16 protein-coding genes and 3 pseudogenes are annotated in these 21,566 nt (G+C 57.6%); 6 read left to right on the forward strand and 13 right to left on the reverse strand.

Annotated features, from left to right (window positions below):
• Positions 1-9 precede the first annotated feature (9 nt).
• From N8E89_RS26895 to N8E89_RS26910, 4 genes are all read right to left on the reverse strand, one after another.
• Positions 10-1,338, reverse strand: coding sequence for an ABC transporter substrate-binding protein (locus N8E89_RS26895; RefSeq protein ID WP_162707160.1), 1,329 nt, complete (start codon positions 1,336-1,338; stop codon positions 10-12).
• Positions 1,339-1,395: 57 nt separating this feature from the next.
• A complete protein-coding gene (locus N8E89_RS26900; protein WP_106665688.1) occupies positions 1,396-2,055 on the reverse strand; it encodes a GntR family transcriptional regulator in 660 nt (219 codons plus the stop codon).
• Positions 2,056-2,092: 37 nt separating this feature from the next.
• On the reverse strand, positions 2,093-3,001 hold the full coding sequence (locus N8E89_RS26905; protein WP_410010480.1) for a dihydrodipicolinate synthase family protein: 909 nt from the start codon (positions 2,999-3,001) through the stop codon (positions 2,093-2,095).
• Positions 3,002-3,081: 80 nt separating this feature from the next.
• On the reverse strand, positions 3,082-4,005 hold the full coding sequence (locus N8E89_RS26910) for a PfkB family carbohydrate kinase (protein ID WP_262263592.1): 924 nt from the start codon (positions 4,003-4,005) through the stop codon (positions 3,082-3,084).
• A gap of 170 nt (positions 4,006-4,175) precedes the next feature.
• Between N8E89_RS26910 and N8E89_RS26915 the strand changes: the two genes are divergently transcribed.
• From N8E89_RS26915 to N8E89_RS26925, 3 genes are all read left to right on the forward strand, one after another.
• A complete protein-coding gene (locus N8E89_RS26915; RefSeq protein WP_262263593.1) occupies positions 4,176-5,066 on the forward strand; it encodes an MBL fold metallo-hydrolase in 891 nt (296 codons plus the stop codon).
• Between the two features lie 194 nt (positions 5,067-5,260).
• On the forward strand, positions 5,261-5,698 hold the full coding sequence (locus N8E89_RS26920; protein WP_262263594.1) for a hypothetical protein: 438 nt from the start codon (positions 5,261-5,263) through the stop codon (positions 5,696-5,698).
• 346 nt (positions 5,699-6,044) lie between these two features.
• Complete coding sequence (locus N8E89_RS26925; RefSeq protein WP_112760363.1) at positions 6,045-6,482, forward strand: hypothetical protein; 438 nt, start codon at positions 6,045-6,047, stop codon at positions 6,480-6,482.
• A gap of 132 nt (positions 6,483-6,614) precedes the next feature.
• Here the strand turns inward: N8E89_RS26925 and N8E89_RS26930 are convergent, their stop codons facing one another.
• From N8E89_RS26930 to gcl, 3 genes and pseudogenes are all read right to left on the reverse strand, one after another.
• Positions 6,615-7,499 (reverse strand): 2-hydroxy-3-oxopropionate reductase, encoded by an 885-nt coding sequence (locus N8E89_RS26930; RefSeq protein ID WP_262263595.1) that lies wholly within the window; start codon positions 7,497-7,499, stop codon positions 6,615-6,617.
• Between the two features lie 2 nt (positions 7,500-7,501).
• The gene (hyi, locus tag N8E89_RS26935; RefSeq protein ID WP_262263596.1) at positions 7,502-8,317 is read right to left on the reverse strand and encodes a hydroxypyruvate isomerase; all 816 of its coding nucleotides are present in this window, start codon (positions 8,315-8,317) and stop codon (positions 7,502-7,504) included.
• Positions 8,318-8,343: 26 nt separating this feature from the next.
• A pseudogene (gcl, locus tag N8E89_RS26940) lies at positions 8,344-10,129 on the reverse strand (glyoxylate carboligase).
• Between the two features lie 146 nt (positions 10,130-10,275).
• On the opposite strand from gcl, the gene N8E89_RS26945 reads away from it, so the two are divergent.
• Entirely contained in the window at positions 10,276-11,130 is an 855-nt protein-coding gene (locus N8E89_RS26945; protein WP_262263597.1) for an IclR family transcriptional regulator, read from the forward strand.
• Positions 11,131-11,169: 39 nt separating this feature from the next.
• Here N8E89_RS26945 and guaD read toward each other — a convergent pair whose 3' ends face one another.
• Both guaD and N8E89_RS26955 read right to left on the reverse strand, forming a co-directional pair.
• A complete protein-coding gene (guaD, locus tag N8E89_RS26950) occupies positions 11,170-12,528 on the reverse strand; it encodes a guanine deaminase (protein ID WP_262263598.1) in 1,359 nt (452 codons plus the stop codon).
• A complete protein-coding gene (locus N8E89_RS26955) occupies positions 12,525-13,766 on the reverse strand; it encodes a urate hydroxylase PuuD (RefSeq protein ID WP_262263599.1) in 1,242 nt (413 codons plus the stop codon). The genes guaD and N8E89_RS26955 overlap by 4 nt, the downstream gene beginning before the upstream one ends.
• A gap of 135 nt (positions 13,767-13,901) precedes the next feature.
• Here N8E89_RS26955 and N8E89_RS26960 point away from each other — a divergent pair, with 135 nt between their 5' ends.
• The gene (locus N8E89_RS26960; RefSeq protein ID WP_106665676.1) at positions 13,902-14,816 is read left to right on the forward strand and encodes a LysR family transcriptional regulator; all 915 of its coding nucleotides are present in this window, start codon (positions 13,902-13,904) and stop codon (positions 14,814-14,816) included.
• 1 nt (position 14,817) lies between these two features.
• Here the strand turns inward: N8E89_RS26960 and xdhC are convergent.
• The 4 genes and pseudogenes from xdhC to uraH all read right to left on the reverse strand — a co-directional run bounded on the left by xdhC (position 14,818) and on the right by uraH (position 19,942).
• A pseudogene (gene xdhC, locus N8E89_RS26965) lies at positions 14,818-15,674 on the reverse strand (xanthine dehydrogenase accessory protein XdhC).
• A 6-nt stretch (positions 15,675-15,680) separates the two neighbouring features.
• A pseudogene (xdhB, locus tag N8E89_RS26970) lies at positions 15,681-18,072 on the reverse strand (xanthine dehydrogenase molybdopterin binding subunit).
• A gap of 10 nt (positions 18,073-18,082) precedes the next feature.
• The gene (gene xdhA / locus N8E89_RS26975; RefSeq protein ID WP_262263600.1) at positions 18,083-19,564 is read right to left on the reverse strand and encodes a xanthine dehydrogenase small subunit; all 1,482 of its coding nucleotides are present in this window, start codon (positions 19,562-19,564) and stop codon (positions 18,083-18,085) included.
• Between the two features lie 6 nt (positions 19,565-19,570).
• Complete coding sequence (uraH, locus tag N8E89_RS26980; RefSeq protein ID WP_262263601.1) at positions 19,571-19,942, reverse strand: hydroxyisourate hydrolase; 372 nt, start codon at positions 19,940-19,942, stop codon at positions 19,571-19,573.
• A gap of 179 nt (positions 19,943-20,121) precedes the next feature.
• On the opposite strand from uraH, the gene puuE reads away from it, so the two are divergent.
• On the forward strand, positions 20,122-21,540 hold the full coding sequence (gene puuE, locus N8E89_RS26985) for an allantoinase PuuE (protein WP_262263602.1): 1,419 nt from the start codon (positions 20,122-20,124) through the stop codon (positions 21,538-21,540).
• Positions 21,541-21,566: the final 26 nt, after the last annotated feature.

The raw sequence follows: 21,566 nt of genomic DNA on the forward strand, positions 1-21,566 counted from the left end.
ACTCGATCCTCAGCTTTCGCTTTTTGCCAGGACGGGACGGAATTCTTCCGTCGCACGTTTCATTTCCGTTGCGGGATCGGCGCCGCCAAGGAGGTTGGTCAATCCAACACCCATCACATCGCGGAACTCGGTGACTGGAACGATGACCGGCAAGCAAAGCTGGCTGATCGGCGCCGATTCCGACAGAACCTTCGCCCACTCGGCCGGCATGGTCACGCCCTTCAGCACTTCCGGATCGTTGAGGACCGAGTTGCGGAACGGAACGCCGGAGCCCGACTGCAACAGACGTGCTCCCATCTCTTTCGAAATTGCCCACTGGCAGTAGAGATAGGCAGCTTCCTTCTTCGACGAGCCTTCTGTTACGCCGATGCCGTCACCAAACGTCGGCGCCGCCTGTGCGGCCGGGCCCTTTGGCATGACGCCGTAGCCGACTTTGCCGACGACGCGGGACTTCTGCGGGTTTTCGAGCGGCGGTGCGAAGCCGATACCATCGAGCCACATGGCAACCTTGCCCTGCAGGAAGCTCGACTGGCATTCGGCCCAGTTGAAGCCGGTGACACCGGGAGGCGCGGATTTGGTCATGAGACGCTGGTAAAGCGTGGCTGCCTCGATCGCTTCAGGCGTATCGGTCTGCAGCTTGCCGTCCTCGACTGTGCTCTTGCCATAGCCGAGCATCAGGCTGGCCCAGACCGGCGTATTGGCGTTTTTCATGCCGCGGGCGACAAAACCATAAACGCCATTGTCCTTGTCGGTCAGCTTTTCGGCGGCAGCGACAAGTTCATCGAACGTCTTCGGATATTCGACCCCCTTGGCGGCAAAGAGCTCCTTGTTCCAGTAGACGATCCAGTAGTCCACCGAGAATGGCAGGCCCCCGAAGCGCCCGTTTTTGTCCTTGGCAAAGGCGAGACCAGCCTCGGCGAAATCGCTCTCGACCAGCGAGGGATCAGTCAGGCTCGGATCCTTGAGGAATGGCGTCAGATCCGCGAGCCAGCCGCCTTTTTCGAACTGCCGTTTCTGCACATGGTAGCTGATGTGGATGACATCAAAGCTTGGCTGGCCAGATGTGAGTTCGATGACTGCCTTCTGCCGCTGCTGCTGCTCGGGCGTCTGTTCGGAATTGACCTTGATGCCGGTCAGTTCTTCGAATTCCTTCTGATACTTCTGAAGAATATCGCCGCGCGGGCTCTTGATGAGATTGACCTCGAGGGTCGTGCCCGCATATTTCTTCCAGTCCACATTCGCGAATGCCGGCTTCAACCCGGTAATGCTTGCGGCACCCAGTGCCGCCGACCCGGCCAGGAACTGGCGGCGTGTCGGTTTAACGAAGTTCATGCTCATTGTATCCTCCTCGTGTGACTCATTCGAGTGGCAACTCCCATTACCAGCTTCGATGATTTAAAGTTTCAGCGCCAAATTTCTCGCATTGTTGATATGCACCGCAATTGCATCCATTGCCGCTTGCGGGTCGCGGGTTTCAATGGCCGTCAGCACCGCAAGATGCTCACGCATGACGGGGACAACGCGGCCGGTAATGCGGAACCTTTCCTGATTGATCAGCCGCATTTTGATCGCGTTGATGCGGTATGCCCTCGCAATGATCCCGTTCCCGAGGGAATCGATGATCGTTTCATGCAGGTTCCAGTCGATTGTCTGTGCACGCAGCTCGAGCTCGGGCGTCTCCCTGCCTTGCAACGCCTCCTCCAGCGTATCCTCATGCTCCTTCCGTAGCGTGGCCAGCAATTCGTCGGATGCGGAGGTGCAGAACAATGCAATCGCCTCCTTCTCCATGAACAGACGAAACTGAAAGGCTTCGCGGATCAGATTCAGGTCGATATGCGCAATCTGAATGCCACGCTGCGGGATAGTCTTGACCAGCCCCTCTGCCTCCAGACGCGGCACCAGTTCGCGAATGGCCCCAAGCGGCATTCCGGTCATCGCGACAAGCTGCCGCTGTGATACGAACTGTCCCGGATTGATATCACGGGCAAGAAGATGCTCCGTGAAGCTCGCATAGGCCTTCTCTCGCAGTCTTACGGGCTCGTTACCATCATCCATGCCGCTCTCCCGACGGATCCTGAGAATACTCCCTTTATTACGCTGCGGCCGCTACAAACAAGCGGTCGAAGATACCGGTCAGACGCTTGAAATCGGAATCCGGCAAGGCCTGCAGCGGTGCTCGCGCCCGGCGCCAGCCCGCATCGCCCGAATGATGTGCAACCAGCGCTTTGACCGCTGGTGTAACCGGAAACTTCAGAAGTTCATTGACCGCTTCGATCATCGCCGGATCTTCGCGTCCCTCATTGATCATGGGCAGCAGCCGGTCAGCGTAGAGATTCGCCATGCCCGAGATCGCACCCTGTCCGCCGAGGCGTACGCCCGCAGCCAGATCGCGCTCATCACCGATGAGGATGGCGAGGTCTTTGTGTTTCTCCAGCAGCTTCTCCGTATAGCTCCAGTTGCCCGACGAATCCTTCACACCCGCAACGATTTTCGGAAAGGCCTCCCGCAGGCGAGTGACCAGATCGACCGAAAGTTCGACGGCGGTCACCGAAGGGATGTTGTATAGAATGACATCCCTTGCCGATGCGCCGGTTTCCTGGAAGACCGACGAGAACCAGACGAACAGCCCGTCATCACTGACGTTCTTGAAATAGGACGGCGGCGCGAGCAGGACGCCACGGCAGCCGGCATCAAATGCGGCGCGGGACTGCACGGCGGCGTCCACATAGGAATTCGCCATCACACCGACGACGATCTGCGCAGGTTGAATGCCCGCATCGAGAAATTCTTTGAGAACGACCTCGCGCTCCTCATTGCTGATGGAAGAGCCCTCACCCGTCGTGCCGAACAGGGTCACGCTGCTGCAGCCACTGTTCAGGCAATGCCGTGCATGCTTGACCGCCTTTGACACATCGACGCGCATATCCGTATCGAAGGGCGTGGTAAGCGCGGCGGAAAGTCCAAATCGATCAACCCGAGACAATTGCTTCTCCCATCTCATTTATCACTAAAGACATACTAACATGTTAGTCGAATGTCAACGGGTTTGCAGTGACCTTTCACATTCAAATGCGGGGCGTCCTATCGGGTCAGGAAAGCTTCAAGCTCGGATTTCGTCGGGGCGCCGCGTCTGCCGCCGAAGCGGGAGCATTTGATCGCAGCCGCAGCACTGGCGAAACGCATGATCTGGTATGTGGGATAGCCTCGCGAGAGCGCCCAGACGAAAACACCGTGAAAGACGTCACCGGCCGCCAGCGTATCAACCACGTCGACAGCGAAGGCTGGCATGTTGCGGACCTCGCCTTCAAGCGCATCGTACCAGAAACATCCCTTGTCACCGCCGGTGACGGCAATGAATGCGCCATCACGTCCATAGAGTGCAGCAAGGGCGACGGTCGCCCGTTCCGGATCGCTCTCGCCGGTCACCTGTTCCGCCGCCGGCTCGGAGGCAACGATATGCGAGGCAAGCGGCAGGAGCATTTCCAGCGTCTCGAGCGGGGCCGTATCGGCATCGAGGACGCCGTGAACACCGGCTCCGCGCGCGGCTTTCAGCGCTTGCGCCGCAGCGAGCGGCCAGCGCACATCGGTCATCACCACGTCGTATGCGCCCTCGGCGATGGGCGGCATGATCTGAGGGGCCGTCAATAATGCCGCGTCATAGAACGGTACGATCATCCGCTCGCCCGCTGCATCGACGAAAATTGAGGAAAAGGCCGAGCGGGCAGCATCGATTCGGCGGACAGAAGAGCAATCCACACCTTCGGCTGTCAGATCTTCAACGACCCGCCGCCCGATATCGTCGTCCCCGATCGAGGCCCAAAGGGAGACACCACCGCCGAGCCGCGCGATGCTTGCCGCGGCACTCGACGCCATGCCGGCCGCGATTTGGAGGGCCTCGACGGGACTAAATTTCCCCGGTCCGGGCGGCAGCCTGTCCAAACGAAAAATCGTGTCCATGGTCAGCGCACCGACACAGAGAATTCGTGGCTTTGTCGGATTGGGCATGATGGAAGCTTTCTTTCGCAGCGCGGGCAGGAATAAAAAGGAGCGTCCCAGTTAGCGTCTTGAGCTGTTCTTTGGCAATGAGTGCCCGGTGAGATTTCGGCCGCACCGATTGACATTGAGAACCAAAACCGGAGAAAGTTGCAAAGACTTTCAAGTCGGGGGACGTGCAAGTGATAGAAGCCGCCATAAAGCCGGACGTTCATGCATTTTTCGACAAGCGGACCAGTTCCGTGCAATATGTCGTTACTGATCCAGAAACCAGACATTGCGCCATAATTGACGCCGTTCTCGACTTCGACGAAAAGTCGGGAGCGACTGCAACTGTCAACGCAGATCATATCCTGCATCATGTGGACGCGAACGGATTGACGGTCGAATGGATTCTGGAAACGCATCCGCATGCGGACCACTTTTCCGCGGCTCAATATCTGCGATCAAAAACGGGAGCGGCGACAGCGATCGGAAGCCACATCGTTGAGGTACAGGCCCTGTGGAAAAAGCTCTACAACTGGCCGGATTTTGACGCCGACGGCTCTCAGTGGGACAGGCTTTTCATGGCCGGCGACCGATTCAACATCGGTGAGCTTGATGCGACGGTAATGTTCTCCCCGGGTCACACTCTTGCGTCGATCACATATGTGATTGGCGATGCCGCTTTCGTTCACGACACCATGTTCATGCCTGACGGCGGGACCGCACGCACCGATTTTCCGGGTGGCAGCGCAGAGCAGCTGTGGCGATCGATCGAAGCCATCCTCGCCTTACCGGACGGGACCAGAGTGTTCGTCGGTCATGACTATCAGCCCGGTGGCCGGGACCCCCAGTGGGAAAGCACCGTCGCCGAACAGAAATCAAGCAACATCCATATCTCGCGCTGCAAATCTGCGACGGAATTTGTAGCCATGAGGCAAGCGCGGGATAAGACCCTGCCGATGCCCAAGCTCATTCTGGCCGCTCTCCAGATCAACATGAATGGGGGACGGTTGCCCGAAGCCGAAGCCAACGGCCAGCGTTATCTCAAAATACCGTTGAATGCCTTGGGCAATCCCAAATGGGACTGAGGTCTCCAACGGATATACGTACGCGTCCAAACTGACATCAAGAACAGTCGCGGCATCGACGAAGCCTGCACGTTTTCGTGAACGAAAACGTCAAGGCCTGATCGTGATTGGACTTAACGACCCTCTGGAGTCAGGCTTAAGTCGGGTATAACCGGAAATGGGCGGACCAACTTTCGTTAGAGTAGGAGGCCAATATGAAGCACCATGCACTCTCGCAACTGCAGAGCGCCGCCGAGGTCGATCAGGAATACCCGCGCCCGGCAATGACGCGCAATGAACGCCTTGAACGCTGGGTGGAGCTCCTCGAACAGAATCCTGATCGCCGCCTCTCGACACTCAACCAGACCGAGTATCAGCCGGCCAGGGATCGCGCAGCCATGCGCAGCGATGACTCGCCGATCACTGTAGCATTCCAGGATCCAGTCCTTCGGGCAGCCGGGTTGGAAAACGACAGTTATGGCGAAGCGAAGCAGTTTTTCGAACTCACCGATCATCAACTGCACAGGGTCATCTGCTATTGCCATTTCGGCGCGACGGTTAGCGCTGGTACGGCCGCCTACCACATCCGCAAAGCGCTTGCCGGCCGACCGCGCGGCATCTTTGCCCGGTTGCGTGACATATTGGACAGATAGCGCCAGCGACAGATCGCTGGCTTACTGCTGAAGCGGCGTGCTTCGCTCGCCGAAGGGCGGAGGAATGCGCTGACTAAAGCGTTTGTGCAGGCGCGCGTTCGCCAACTGGCGCTCGCGTCGGCCGGTGAAGTATGTTGAGCGCGTCTTTCAAGCCTTTCTGCAAGAATTCGATGTTGCCGTTCTCGCCGCTCATGGGGCGCAGAAACCTGCCTGCCATACATCTTCCGCCGCCCGCAAGCTGGCCATCCTCCTTGCGGCGCGTTCCCGCGGAAGCCGGCAGTGTCACTAACGTGCATGGACAAATCCGCAGTAAAGGAGTTCTATGGGAACGCTTTGGAGAAGTCAGATGGAAGCCAGGACCGCCACTCCCCAAGATCTCAGCCACGTCTTCGACCACCTTGCCGAGAGAATAAGCCAGGAGCACGCAAAGGCCGGCGAGACCGGCAGCAAAGCCCATGAGAAGCTCCTGATGGATCTTCGAGAGGGACGTGGACATGCATTGCTGGATGGAAACAAGACCTTGGCCGTCATAACCTGGCACGAAGAAGACGGTATTGCTTACACATCATTTGCGGCCGATGAAGAATTCTTCAGTGCCAAGTCCGTCCGATTCTGCAAACGGCACATTCAGAAAATTCAGCAGCTGTGCGGCAACATCCCAATCCGCTCGATAAGCTGGAGCAAACATCCGGACGTTGATCGATGGTTCGCTGTGATTGGATTTCAAAAGGTCGAACAGGACGAAAAAAGTTCTACGTTCGAGCTGCCTGCCAATCGCGTCTAAACATCTACCTCCAACCGGCGCGAACGTTATCGTGACAGTCGGCATTGCCGCCCCCTCATCCCTGCCCGTTTCCCGCAGAACCAGGCGAGCCAGTGACGCGAAACCGCGTCACTGCCGGTTGGGAGAAGGCGATCATGCAACCTGATGATTGGCTATGCGCTCGAGCGCCTTCACCAGGCTGGAATGATCGAGTCCGCTGTCGCCATTGGCAGCGCAGCTGTTGAAAAGCTCCTGCGTCGATGCCGTATTGGGCAACGATACGCCAAGTGTCTTTGCACTTTGCAAAGCAAGGTTAAGGTCCTTCTGATGCAGCGAAATCCGGAAGCCGGGCTCGAATGTGCGCTTGATCATGCGCTCGCCATGCAATTCAAGAATGCGCGAGGAGGCAAATCCGCCCATCAATGCCTCGCGTACCCGGGCAGGATCGGCACCCGCTTTCGACGCAAGAACGAGGGCCTCCGAGATGGCCTCGATCGTCAGCGCCACGATGATCTGGTTGGCAACCTTCGTGACCTGACCATCGCCGCAATCGCCAACCAGCGTGATATTCTTTCCCATCAGCTTGAGCAGAGGCAAGGCACGGTCGAAGGCGCTTTGCGCACCGCCAGCCATAATGCTTAGTGTGGCGTTCTTGGCACCGACTTCGCCGCCAGAAACCGGTGCATCGATATATTCGCTGCCGGTGTCACGAACCCTCTTGGCGAATTCCTTGGTTTCGATCGGCGATATCGAGCTCATGTCGATGACCAGCTTACCCGGCGCCAGTCCGAACAATACGCCGTTTTCGCCAAAGAGAACGTCCTTCACCTCTGGTGTATCTGGCAGCATCAGGATGATGATGTCGGTCTTCTCGGCCAGGGCCTTCGGGCTTTCAACAATCTTCAGACCGTTATCCAGCAGCTCCTGCTTTGGCTCGATAAAGAATTTCGATGTATAAAGGTCGTGTCCGGCGTCCTGTAAATGACGCGCCATAGGCGTGCCCATGATCCCCAACCCAATAAATCCTATATCCGCCATGCTCAGCTCCTCATCCTGATTATCTCTGCCGGCTTTTGTGCCGCTGACAATTCGTTCAGCCAGCCAAGCCCGCGTTGCGTTTCTGTTTTTGGTTTGTATTCGCAGCCGATCCAGCCGTCGTAACCGGCGTGATCCAACGCCGCGAACACGAATGGATAATTGATCTCCCCCGTACCAGGCTCATTTCGTCCCGGATTATCCGCAAGCTGGATGTGCGCAATGAGCTGTTTATGCCGCTCATACGTGGCCACAAGTTCACCGCGGGTTCGCTGCTGGTGGTAAAGGTCATACTGAATGAAGAGGTTTTTGCTGCCGACCTCTTCGATGATCGAAGCCGCCTGCTCGACCGTATTCAGATAAAATCCGGGAATATCGTAATTGTTGATAGGTTCAATGAGCAGCCGGATGTCATATTTGGCAAGCTCCTGTGCAGCGAGCCTCAAATTGTGAACCAGGGTCGTGCGCAGGATATCGTCCGCCAATCCATTGGGGGCGATGCCTGAGAGACAGTTGATCTGTTTGCAGCCCAGTGCGGTTGCATAGTCAATCGCTGTGGCGACACCACGCCGGAATTCATCAATGCGGTCCGGCAACACGGCGATACCGCGTTCGCCTGCTCCCCAATTGCCGGCGGGGAGGTTGTGAAGGACCTGGTCCAGCTGGTTTTCGGCCAGCTCATGCCTCAGTTCCTCGACTTTATAGTCATATGGAAAGAGGTACTCGACAGCTTCAAATCCTGCCTCGCTGGCAAGCGCAAAGCGCTCCATGAATGGGACCTCATTGAAGAGCATCGTCAAATTTGCGGCGAACTTGGGCATGCATGCCTCCCGGTTGAATTGCGTTGTCAGTCGAGATATGCGCAGACCGCAGTCGGCACATCCTCGTTGTGCTCGGCAAGGTCCTCGAACTCGACGACCGCGTTGATATCCGCCCCCATGGAGACGTTGGTAACACGCTCCAGGATGAACTCGATCACAACCGGTACCTGATGCTCGTCCATCAGAGCCTGCGCCTCGGCAAATGCGCCGGCGAACTGGTTGGGACTGCGGACACGGATGGCCTTGCATCCAAGTCCCTCCGCGACGGCCACATGATCAACCCCGTAGCCCTTCTCTGCATCGCCCGACGCGTTGATATTGTCGAAGGCGAGACTCACCTCGAAATCCATGTCAAAACCGCGCTGTGCCTGTCGGATCAGGCCCAGGTAGGAGTTGTTCACGACAACATGCAGGTAGGGCAGCTTATGCTGCGCGCCGACTGCCAGCTCCTCGATCATGAACTGGAAATCATAGTCACCCGAAAGCGCTACGATCGGCCGGTTCGGATCGGCAGCACGAACACCAAGCGCAGCGGGCAGGGTCCAGCCGAGGGGTCCGGCCTGACCGCAATTGATCCAGTTGCGCGGCTTGTAGACGTGCAGGAACTGCGCTCCGGCGATCTGGCTCAGACCGATGGTCGTGACGTAGCAGGTTTCACGGCCGAAGACCTTGTTCATCTCCTCATAGACGCGTTGAGGCTTCAGCGGGGTCTGATCGAAATGGGTCTTGCGCAACATCGTCCGCTTGCGGTCCCGGCATTCCCCTGCCCATTTGGACCAGTCACGCAATTTGCCCGCAGTCTTCCACTCGGTCGCAACGTCGAGGAAAAGCTTCAAAGCCTTGCCTGCATCGGACACGATACCGAAATCCGGCGAAAACACCCGTCCGATCTGTGTCGGCTCGATGTCCACGTGAATGAATTTTCTTCCCTCTGTATAGGTCGCAACATTGCCGGTGTGGCGATTGGCCCAGCGATTGCCTATTCCAAGAACGAAGTCAGACGCAAGCATGGTCGCATTGCCGTAGCGATGCGATGTCTGCAGGCCGCACATCCCCGCCATCAGACGATGATCGTCGGGAATTGTACCCCAACCCATGAGAGTCGGGATAACAGGGACGCCAGTAATTTCAGCAAATTCAACCAGCAAGTCAGAAGCATCGGCATTGATGATGCCGCCGCCGGCAACGATCAATGGCCGCTCTGCCTCATTGAGCATCGTGAGCGCCTTCTCGACCTGCGCCCTCGTCGCTGCGGGCTTGTAAGGTTCCAGTGGCTCATAAGTATCGGGATCGAATTCGATTTCCGCCAGTTGAACATCGAGTGGCAGATCGATCAGCACGGGACCCGGACGCCCGGAGCGCATGATGTGAAAGGCCTTCTGGAATACATAGGGAACGAGTCCAGGCTCCATGACCGTCACCGCCCATTTGGTCACGGGCTTGGCAATCGACGCGATATCGACGGCTTGAAAATCTTCCTTATCGAGGCGCGCACGTGGCGCTTGCCCTGTGATGCAGAGGATCGGAATTGAATCTGCTGATGCAGAATAAAGGCCAGTGATCATATCGGTTCCTGCCGGTCCAGAGGTGCCAATGCAAACACCGATATTCCCAGGCTCAGCGCGGGTATAACCCTCCGCCATATGGGAAGCACCTTCAACATGACGCGCGAGAATATGCCGAACTGACCCGCGTGCCTTAAGCGCCGAATAGAATGGGTTGATGGCGGCACCCGGTACGCCAAAGGCACAATCAATTCCCCTCCTTCTCCAGGATACGAACTGCAGCATCGACGGCACGCATTTTGGTCATGGTCATTCCTCCAGATTTCATGAGAGCATACCCCATTTTCAGTGCTGCTCAACAAGTATATGGAAATCATTCCCACCATATGGAAATAAACATTTTCAACAAAACTGGTAAAATGAAACGATGGCGGCTATGCCAAGGGGAGCTGAATGAAACGGGACACCGGGGAATCCATGGCTTCGCAATCGACATCATTGAAAGGAAAACGAGGCCGGAAGGCTGGAGAAAACTCGGCACCCTCCTCCGTCCAGGTCTTGGATCGCAGCCTCAATCTGCTGGGTATCATTGCCGACAATGATGGTTCGACGCTGACCGATCTCGCTGACCATAGCGGCATGGCGCCCTCCACAGTCCACCGGCTGCTGACGTCGCTCGCCAATCACGGGATGCTGACGCACGATCCGGAATCAGGCGACTGGACGATCGGTGTTCGCGCTTTCGAGATTGGCAACGCCTTCCTGCGCTACCGCAAGCTTGGACCGATCAGCCGTCCGTTCTTGAAGCGACTGATGGATGAGTGCGGGGAAACAGCGAATATCGCCATTGAAGATGAAGGTGACGTTGTCTTCATTTCCCAGATCGAGAGCCACGCGCCGATGCGCGCGTTTTTTCGTCCCGGACGGCGCGGGCCAATTCATGCATCAGGCATCGGCAAGGCTATTCTTTCGACCTGGTCTGACACTGATATAGGTCAGATGCTCAGCGGCAAGTCGCTGACGCATTTCACCGACCACACTCTGGATACACTTCCTGCTTTGTTGAAGGATATTCAACAGATCCGCACGCGCGGCTGGTCGATCGATGATGAGGAACACACGCTCGGCATGCGGTGTATCGCGGCGCCGCTCTTCAACGAGCACGGCGAAGCGATTGCCGGTATTTCGATCTCCGGTCCGGCAGTTCGGCTGCCCAGGGACAAATTGGGCGTGCTCGGGCCGGTCATCCGCCAAACCGCCGATGAACTGACGATGGCGATGGGGGGTCGAAGACCCGACGAACTATAGGTAAACATAAGGAGGGAGCATTTCGCTCCCACCTTATCGTCAGGCTGTCTGCAATTCGGCTACCTGCCGTGTGCGGGCATGTGTAGAGGCCGGCTTGTCCAGTCCACTCTTCATTGGCTTGCCAGCAACGTAAACTTCAGCGACCGACCGGTCGTCGCCCATGGTCTGGAGGATGAACAGTTCTTCGGCCAGCGTCGTTGCAGTGCGCATGCGCAATTCCATTGCCGGCTTGGCCCGGCTGTCAAGAATGGTGATGTCGGCATCCGCACCGGCATGCAGCGAACCGATGCGGTCTTCGAGGCCAAGGGCACGCGCATTGCCAAGCGTCATCATGTAGTAGGAGGCAAATGGCGACAGATGCTGTCCCTGCACATGCAGGACCTTATAGGCCTCGCTCATTGTTTCCAGCATGGAGAAACTGGTCCCGCCACCAACATCGGTCGCAACTGAAATGCGGGCACCGCAGTTGCGGAAGCGATCGCGATCAAATAGCCCGCTGCCGAGGAACAGGTTGGAGGTCGGGCAAAAGACAGCGACCGATCTCGTCTCCGCCAGCGCCGAGATCTCCCGGTCTGAAAGGAAGATGCAGTGACCGAGCAGCGTGTTTGACCCGAGGAGGTCATAATTGGCATAAATGTCGGTGTAATCCTTCGCTGAAGGATAGAGCGATGTAGCAAAGGCAATCTCGTCCTTGTTTTCGGAGAGATGCGTCTGCACATAGCAATCCGGATGTTCGCGCACCAACGCGCGGCTCATGTCCATCTGTTCCGGTGTAGATGTAATGGCGAAGCGCGGGCTGATGGCATAGTGCGCACGGCCACGGGCGTGCCATTTGGCGATCAGCGCCTTGGTGTCGTCATAGCCGGACTGCGGGGTATCGCGCAGCGCATCGGGTGCATTGCGATCCATCATCACCTTACCTGCAATCATGAGCATGTTGCGCTTTTCGGCGGCGGTGAAATAGGCGTCGACACTTTCCGGGTGAACCGAGCAGTAGGCAACCGCCGACGTCGTACCATTACGAAGCAGTTCGTCCATGAACCGTCCGGCAATGAAATCCGCATGGGCGGTGGACGAGAATTTCTGCTCTTCGACAAAAATGTAGGTGTTGAGCCATTCGAGCAGCTGGGCACCATAGGAGGCGATCGCCTGAGTCTGCGGGAAATGCAGGTGGGTGTCGATGAAGCCCGGCAGGATCAGGTGCGGGCGGTGATCGACTATCTCGACGTGCGAGCCGGCAATCGAAGCAATCGCTGCATATTCGCCGGCTTCAACGATTTTGCCGTTGTCGATCAGGACTGCCCCATCCTCGAAATAGCTGTAGGCGGACTGATCGTCGATGCTCTTTGGCTCATCGACGAAAGTCAGCACCCGGCCGCGTAAAAGTCGTTTGCTCATTGGATTGTTCCTCCCTGAACGGTGGTCTCGTACCAGCTGGCGAGCAGCCGCCGCTCCTCCTCGGTAATGCCGCTGACATTGGCGGGCGGCATCGCATGCGAACGCCCCGCCTGCAGATAAATCTCACGTGCGTGCGCCGCAATCTGGCCATCGGTTTCGAGCACCACGCCCTTCGGGGGCGCAATGATGCCTTCCCAGCCCGGCTCCTTTGCGTGGCACATCGAACAGCGGCCAAGAATGGTGTCCTTCACCTTGGGAAAGGCTTCAGTCGCGATGAACGGCTGTTGGGTCGCGGAGACCTTCTCCTCACTCCCCTCACCCGAAAGGATTTTCGGGACTGTGGACAGCCACATGATGACGATGAACAGGATGGCGGTCACCAGCCAGGTCCAGGTAGGCTCGCCCTTGCGGGCATGGCGGGTATTGAACCAATGACGGATCGTGACCCCCATCAGGAACACAAGCGATGCAATGATCCAGTTATACTGCGTCCCGAACGCCAGAGGGTAATGGTTCGACAGCATCAGGAACAGCACAGGCAAGGTCAGATAGTTGTTGTGCGTGGAGCGCTGCTTGGCCTGCTTGCCAAGCATTGGATCAGGAACCTTTCCTGCAATGAGGTCCGCAACAACTTTCTTCTGGTTGGGAATGATGATCATGAACACGTTGGCGGACATGATGGTCGCCGTGAAAGCTCCCAGATGCAGGAATGCGGCGCGCCCGGTAAAGAGCTGGGTATAACCCCACGCCATGCCGACCAGCACAAAGTAAAGCAGAACCATCAAACGTGTATCGTTCTTCCCGAGCGGCGACTTGCAGATCGTGTCGTAGACGACCCAGCCGCCGAAGATCGAGGCGAGTGAAATCGCGATGGCAACAGGACGGGACACATCCAGAACATGCGGATCGATCAGATAGAGATCGGCGCCGGCATAGTAGACGATGCAAAGCATGGCAAAGCCCGATAACCACGTCGCATAGGACTCCCACTTGAACCATGTCAGGTGCTCCGGCATCTGCTCCGGCGCCACCAGATATTTCTGGATGTGATAAAAGCCACCGCCATGCACCTGCCACTCCTCGCCATGGGCTCCGGCAGGCAGGCCCGGGCGTTGACGAAGACCGAGATCGAGCGCGACGAAATAGAAGGATGAACCGATCCAGGCGATACCGGTGATGACATGCAACCAGCGCACCGCAAAGTTCATCCAGTCCCAGGCAATAGCGAATTCGTACATGCGGCGCTCCCTTTTAACGCAGGGAGTATGTGCCAAAGCCTATGCTCATGTGAAACACCCTAATGTACCCATCTCTTTCAAAAAAATCTTTAAAATGTTAGATCATCAGACAGTGTATGCGGGTAAGCGAAAACCATGTCCTACCTTGATAATCTTCGTGTTTTCGTTCGCGTCGTCGAACTTGGAAACCTCTCTGCTGCCGGGCGCGATCAGCGCGCTTCTCCGGCCGTCGCAAGCAATCGCATCAAGGAACTCGAGCGTCATCTTGGCGTGCGCCTTTTCAATCGCACGACACGCAAGCTGACGCCGACCGAACACGGCCGGGTATTCTACGAGGGCGCGGTGAAGATCATCGAGGCTATCAACGAGGCCGAGGCCGCAATTGCCGACCTGTCGAAAAAGCCCAAGGGTGCGATCCGCATCACCGCTCCGCTCGGCATTGGCCGCCGCTTGATTGCATCCGGTATTCCTGAATTCCACGACAAATACCCTGACATTGAAGTGCGGCTGAGGCTGTCGGACCACAATATCGACATCATGAGCGAAGGCGTCGATGTCGCTTTCAAGCTCGGCATTCTTGAAGATTCCAATCTGCGCATGCGCGGCATCATGAATTGCGAGCGGGTCATCTGTGCGTCCCCGAATTACCTCGAGCGGCGGGGTACACCTGCCACACCTGACGAACTGATCTCCGCCCACCATGATTGCCTGCTTTTGCGCTATCCGGGTTCCAAGGAATATTTCTGGACGCTGCAGATGCCGGAAGGCACGCGCAAGCTTGAAGTCAGCGGACCTTACGATTCCGATGATGGCGATGTGCTGACACAATGGGCGCTCGAGGGTCGCGGCATCATCAACAAGCCGCTCTTCGAGGTTAAGAGCTATCTGAATGAAGGAACATTGCGGGCAATCCTCACGGATACGCCACCGGCCAGCATTCAACTTGCCGCGATCTACCCGCACAAGCGATTTCAGGATCCGAAGGTGCGGCTGATGATCGATTTCATGACGGAACGCTGCCAGCGCCTGGTCAGCGCGATGCTTGAATAGCTCATGCCGGAACGCGTTTGCGTTCCTTGACGGCGGCCGCCGGCTTGCGGCGATAATTCAGCGCTGATGTCATGATTTCAGCGGCCGCCAGTGCCGCTATGACATTTGGGCGTTTGTCCTTGACAGCGGCTCCCCCACGGGACAGACAAGCCTGTCAAAAATCTCGGGACGGCCAACCTCGCGCGTCAGCCAGCTGCGGAACGTTGCGCGTTTCGTCTTCGATCCGATCATGCCGACATAAGACGCATCGTCCCTGGCCAGAGCTTCGGCTGTGATCAGAAAGTCGAGTGCGTGGTCGTATGTGAGGACCACGAAGGCACTTCCCTGCGGAGCATCGCGGACAACCGCTTCTGGCATGGCGGTAAGGCAGGTCTCTATACCAGGAACCTGGGTGGCGGAAAGTTCGTCTTCGCGCGTATCAACCAATATGACGCGCAGCGGTACCAGTGACAGTGCCATGGCCAGCGCGTCGCCGACATGGCCTGCTCCAAAGACATAGACATGCGGACGCTGCGCAATCTCAAGGTCGACCTTCTCGATCAATGTCATCGCTACACCCTGATCAACGCACATGAAACCAAGCGCAACGCGGCCACCACAGCACTGGCCGATTTCCGGACCGAGCGGGATGGTTATCGCCTGCGCATCCGCTCCATTGTTCAATGCCCTGCGCGCATGGTCGATCGCCATGTACTCGAGCTGCCCGCCGCCGATCGTGCCGAAAATGCGATCCGCCGCCACCAGCATCCAGGCTCCAGCTTCGCGCGGCGTCGAACCGTCGGCGGCTTTCACCTCAACGAGAACCACATCCTTCCGCCGGTTGAGAAAATCTCTGATGTCTTCGCGGTTGGTTGGCATGGAACGTCACTTTCCGGATGGCGCTGTCGCAATTCCGGACGGAAAACCGGTTGAACCTTTTCCTGGAATTGCTCCAGCGGATCTCAACCGCTCGATCGCCATCAGCACACGTTCGGGTGTCGCAGGCGCATCAAGACGCGGGGAAATGCGATAATCGGCAACACTGGCAACAGCCATGGAAATCGCTTCCAACACCGAAATCGCCAGCATGAAGGGCGGCTCGCCGACAGCCTTGGAGCGACGGATGGTTTCCTCACGGTTGACCGACCAGTTAGCAAGGTTGACGTTGAACTGGCGCGGCCGGTCCGATGCGAGCGGGATCTTGTAGGTGGACGGCGCATGCGTGCGCAGCCGGCCCTTTGCATCCCACCATAGTTCTTCCGTTGTCAACCAGCCCATGCCCTGGACGAAGGCGCCTTCGACCTGACCAAGATCAAGTGCAGGGTTCAATGACTTGCCGACATCGTGCAGGACGTCGGAGCGATCGACCTGATACTCGCCGGTCAGCGTATCGATACTCACTTCCGACACCGAAGCGCCGTAGGCGAAATAATAGAATGGACGGCCCCTGCCCTCTGCCCTGCTCCAATGGATTTTTGGCGTCTTGTAGAAGCCCGCTGCCGAGAGCTGCACACGGGCGCCATAGGCCGATTTGATGAATTCCGGGAATGGAATGAACCTCTCGCCGACACGAACCATGTTCGGCTCGAAGGAAACCTGTTCTCGCGTGACGCCATATTGCTCGATGGCAAACTGGACCAGGCGATCCTTGATCTGCTGAGCCGCATTGGCTGCGGCCATGCCGTTGAGATCGGAGCCGGAAGACGCAGCGGTAGCAGAAGTATTGGGTACCTTCGCGGTTGTCGTTGCGGTCACCTTTATGCGGTCGAGGTCGACCTGGAATTCATCGGCAACCACCTGCGCCACTTTGGTGTAGAGCCCCTGGCCCATTTCGGTTCCACCGTGATTGAGATGAACCGAGCCGTCGGTATAGACATGGACCAGCGCACCGGCCTGGTTATACTCGGTTTTGGTGAAGGAAATTCCGAACTTCACCGGCGTCAATGCTATACCTCGCTTGATAATCCGGCTGTGACGATTGAAGTTGAGGATCGCCTCGCGCCGCGCGGCATATTCAGATGATTCTTCAAGCTCCGTGATGATCTGCGGAATGATATTGTCTTCGACAGTCTGATGATACGGCGTAAGGTTACGCTCCTCGCCACCGTAGAAATTGGCCTTGCGGATCTCCAGCGGATCCTTGCCAAGCGCATAGGCGATCTCCTCTATCATGCGCTCGCCGCCCACCATGCCCTGAGGACCGCCGAAACCGCGAAACGCGGTATTGGAAACGGTATTGGTCTTCAGAGGCCGCGAACGCAGCCGTACATTCGGATAGAAATAGCAATTGTCGGCGTGGAAAAGGGCCCGGTCGGTCACCGGACCCGACAGGTCTGCAGAAAAAGCCGCAGCGCGCCGAGAATGTGGCATCAACCGCCTCAATGCGGCCGGCATCATCAAAGCCGAGTTCATAGGCCACATGGAAGTCGTGGCGCTTGCCCGTCGCAACCATGTCGTCGTCCCGATCTGGCCTGATTTTCACAGCCCGGCCGTATTTCTTGGCCGCGATTGCCGCGACAGCCGCAAAGAGATTGGCTTGAGTTTCCTTACCGCCGAAACCACCACCCATGCGCCGCACGTTAACAGTCACAGCGTTGGATGGAACGCCGAGGACGTGGCCGACCATATGCTGCGTCTCACTTGGATGCTGGGTGGAGGAGAACACCGTGACCTCATCGTCCTCGCCGGGTATGGCAAAGGCAATGTGACCTTCCAGGTAGAAGTGGTCTTGCCCCCCGATGCGCATCTCGCCGCTCAGACGGTTCTTGGCGCTCGCAAGTCCGGAAGCAATGTCGCCGCGCTCTAGCTTTAACGGATCGATCACCAGCGGATAATTGGCCTTTTCCGCTTCCAGCACGTCAATGACATGGTCAAGTTCGCGATACTCGATTTTGACTTTAGTGGCTGCCTGCCGCGCAATCTGCCGTGTTTCAGCGATCACGGCAAAGATGGGCTGACCGTGGAATTCGACCTTGCCGATGGCAAAGACCGGATCATCATGCTTGCCCGCGGGGCTCACGTCGTTGTGGCCAGGAATATCGTCGACGGTGAGAACTCCGATGACACCGGCACAGGCCCTGACCTCTTCAAGGTTGATAGACCGGATTTCGGCGTGTGCGCGTTGCGACAGCCCGAGATAGGCGTGCAACGTATCGGACGGCTCCGGTATGTCATCGATGTACTCGGCCGAGCCGGAGACATGTTTGTGACCCGATTCATGCGGCTGCTTTTCATGAACGCCACCGCGAATACGGCTGATCGGCTGAATTGAATTCATTGCGCGCTCCTCACCCGAACGCCGCTTCATAGCGGTTCAAACGCACGTTCTTCTCTCCGCCTGTCTCAAGGTAGAAACGGCGCAGGAGGTTCTTCGCCACCAGCAGACGATACTCTGCGGAGGCTCGCCAATCTGTCAGCGGCACGAAATCGTCGGAAAAAGCAGCGGTTGCCATTTCGATTGTCCCTTCGTCCCAGACGGCGCCGGTCAATGCTCGTTCGACGGCTTTGGCGCGCTTGGGCGTCCCGGCCATGCCGCCGAACGCAATAACGGCACTGTTTACGCGGCCGCGTTCATCCAGACCTACCCGGAATGCCCCGCAGACCGACGAAATATCTTCATCCAGGCGCTTGGAAATCTTGTAGACGCCGTAAAGATCATCGGCGCCGAGGTACGGGATCTGGATCGCTTCGACGAATTCGCCGGCTGAACGGTCCTGTTTGCCGTATTCAATAAAGTAATCCTCGATCGCAACCGAGCGGCGGATTTTGCCCTTGCGCAAGAGAACCTTCGCACCCAGGCCGATCAGGGCTGGGGGCGTATCACCGATTGGCGAACCATTGGCCACGTTCCCGCCGATCGTTCCCATGTTGCGAACCTGCTCTCCGCCGATACGATTCCACAATTCCGTCAATTGCGGGAAATGGCGAATAATGGAGGGATAGGCGTCCGTGTAACTGACACCTGCCCCGAGTGTTAACCCATCCACGCCTTCGCTGATCTGGCGCAACTCATCCAGACGCGACACGAAGATGAGCGGCCCGATCTCGCGCATGAACTTTGTCACCCAGAGGCCGACATCGGTTGAGCCTGCGACAATGGTCGCGCCTGTATTGTTCTCGAGCACATCGGCAAAATCATCGACGTTCGCAGGCAGAACAAGCTGTTGCTTGCCCTCGCCAATTGCAACGCGCTTGCTGTCTTTCAACGCCAGCAGCTGTCCGGTCACGCGTGCGCGTTCAGCAACCAGGGGATCTTTCTTCAAATCCCCGACCGCCGAGACACTCTCGGCGGCACGAATGATCGCTGCATAACCAGTGCAGCGGCAAAGATTACCCTGCAGCGATTTTTCGATCTCCTGCGTATTTGGTTTTGGATTCTGCATCCACAAACCGTACAGCGACATGACGAACCCGGGCGTACAGAAGCCGCATTGGGAAGCGTGGGTATCGACCATGGCCTGCTGGACCGGATGCAGCGATCCGTCTGCTCCGGCAAGCGCCTCGACTGTGACGACGTGACAGCCATCGAGCGAACCGACAAAACGGATGCAGGCATTCACCGATTCATATTTGAGCTGGCCGTTGAACAGTCGGCCGACGAGCACAGTGCACGCGCCACAATCGCCTTCCGCGCACCCTTCCTTGGTTCCGCGCAACTTTCGGTCAAGCCGGAGAAAGTCGAGCAGTGTTTCCGTGGCGGAGACGTCCGTCCGCTCGATCATTTTGTCGTTCAGCAAAAACCGGACGCGGTTGCGGATCTGGATTTCCATGTGCCATCAGCTCCCGCGATAGGTTGAGTAGCCGAATGGCGCGACGAGAAGCGGCACGTGGTAGTGCACCGTTTCGTCGTCGATCCCGAAGCGGATCGGCACCACGTCGAGAAACGGGGTTTGGCCAGTCACCGGTTCTCTGGCGAAATACTCTCCGACGTGAAAGCGAAGTTCGTAGGCGCCCGAACGTATATCCGCGCCGGTGAGCAGCGGCTTGTTGCAGCGTCCGTCCTCATTGGTGCGTGTGCTGTGCAAAGGCATCAGGCGATCGCCGTCGATACGGAAGAGGTCGATCCGGAGTTTGGCAGCAGGCTTGCCGCTAGCCGTATCGAGCACATGAGTTGTCAGGCGTCCGGCTGCTTCGTTCTGTAGGCTCATAAGCGTTCGTCCCTCCCAAGGAGAACTTTCAATTTTTCCATCGCCAGTTTGCCTTTCGATCCGGCCCCGGGATAGGCGGCGCTTGATTGCAGGACTTTCAAAATTTTCTGGGGGAATGCTCCGTATATTATTTGAGTATTCAAGGGATGGGCTGAGCGCATCCGAGGAGGGACGGCACCATGAGATATCCCCGTAACCTGCATGGCTATGGAGCTACGGCACCACAAGCGAATTGGCCAGACGATGCGCGCATTGCCGTTCAGTTCGTCGTCAACTACGAGGAAGGCGGCGAGAACTGTGTCTTGCATGGCGATGCAGCTTCCGAGGCGTTCCTGTCAGAGATTGTCGGTGCGCAGGCCTGGCCTGGCCAGCGGCACTGGAACATGGAGTCGATCTACGAATATGGCGCCCGCGCCGGGTTCTGGCGGCTGCACCGTCTGCTCACGACGAAAAACGTGCCTGTCACGGTTTACGGTGTCGCGACGGCCCTCCAGCGCTCCCCGGCGCAAGTTCGCGCCATGCTGGATGCACAATGGGAAATTGCATCCCATGGTTTGAAGTGGATCGACTACAAGGATTGCACCCCGGATGCCGAGCGTGAGGAAATGCTGGAGGCGATCCGCATTCACACGGCAGTGACCGGAACGCGCCCGCGTGGCTGGTACACGGGACGTTGTTCCGTGAATACTGTCGACCTTGTGACCGCCGAAGGTGGCTTTGACTACGTGTCCGATTCCTATGCGGATGACCTCCCCTACTGGCACGAATCCGGCGGTCGGCATCAGCTCGTCATCCCTTATACGCTGGACGCCAACGACATGCGTTTTGCCACCCCACAGGGCTTCAACTCGGGTGACCAGTTCTTCGCCTATCTGAAGGACAGCTTCGATACGCTCTACGCCGAAGGCGAAGCCGGCTCACCCAAGATGATGAGCATCGGCCTGCATTGCCGTCTCGTTGGCCGCCCCGGCCGCGTCGCCGCCCTCGCCCGTTTCATCGATTACGTGCAAGGCCACCAGAAAGTGTGGCTAGCCCGTCGCATCGACATTGCGCGGCACTGGGCGGCAAATCACCCCTACGTGCCGCAAGCCGTCCGCCCGTCAGAGCTTGATGAAGCAGCGTTCGTCGAGCGCTTCGGCGGTATCTTCGAACATTCCGACTGGGTTGCCAGGCGCACCTTTGCCGCTGAACTTTCGCCAGCGCAGGATACCGCCATTGGCCTTCATTCAGCACTCGCGACCGCTTTCCGATTTGCCTCCGAAGAGGAGCGCCTCGGCGTTCTGGTTGCGCACCCCGATCTTGCCGGCAAGTTGGCGCAGGCGAAACGGCTAACGGACAGCTCGGCCTTGGAACAGGCGTCCGCCGGGCTCGATGCACTGAGCGATAGCGAGCGCGAACAGTTCACCACGCTCAACACCCGCTACGTCGAGACATTTGGCTTCCCATTCATCATCGCCGTAAAGGGTCGCAGCAAGGACGAAATCCTTGCCGCCTTCCAGAACCGGATTGGCAATGATCGCCAGACCGAGTTCGAAACCGCATGCCGTCAGGTGGAGAGGATAGCGCTTCTGCGGCTCCAGGACATGCTCCCCGGCTGAAGATCGCAACACGGAACCAATCAAGG

The organism is Phyllobacterium sp. A18/5-2 (assembly GCF_025452215.1).
Lineage (GTDB): Bacteria > Pseudomonadota > Alphaproteobacteria > Rhizobiales > Rhizobiaceae > Phyllobacterium > Phyllobacterium sophorae.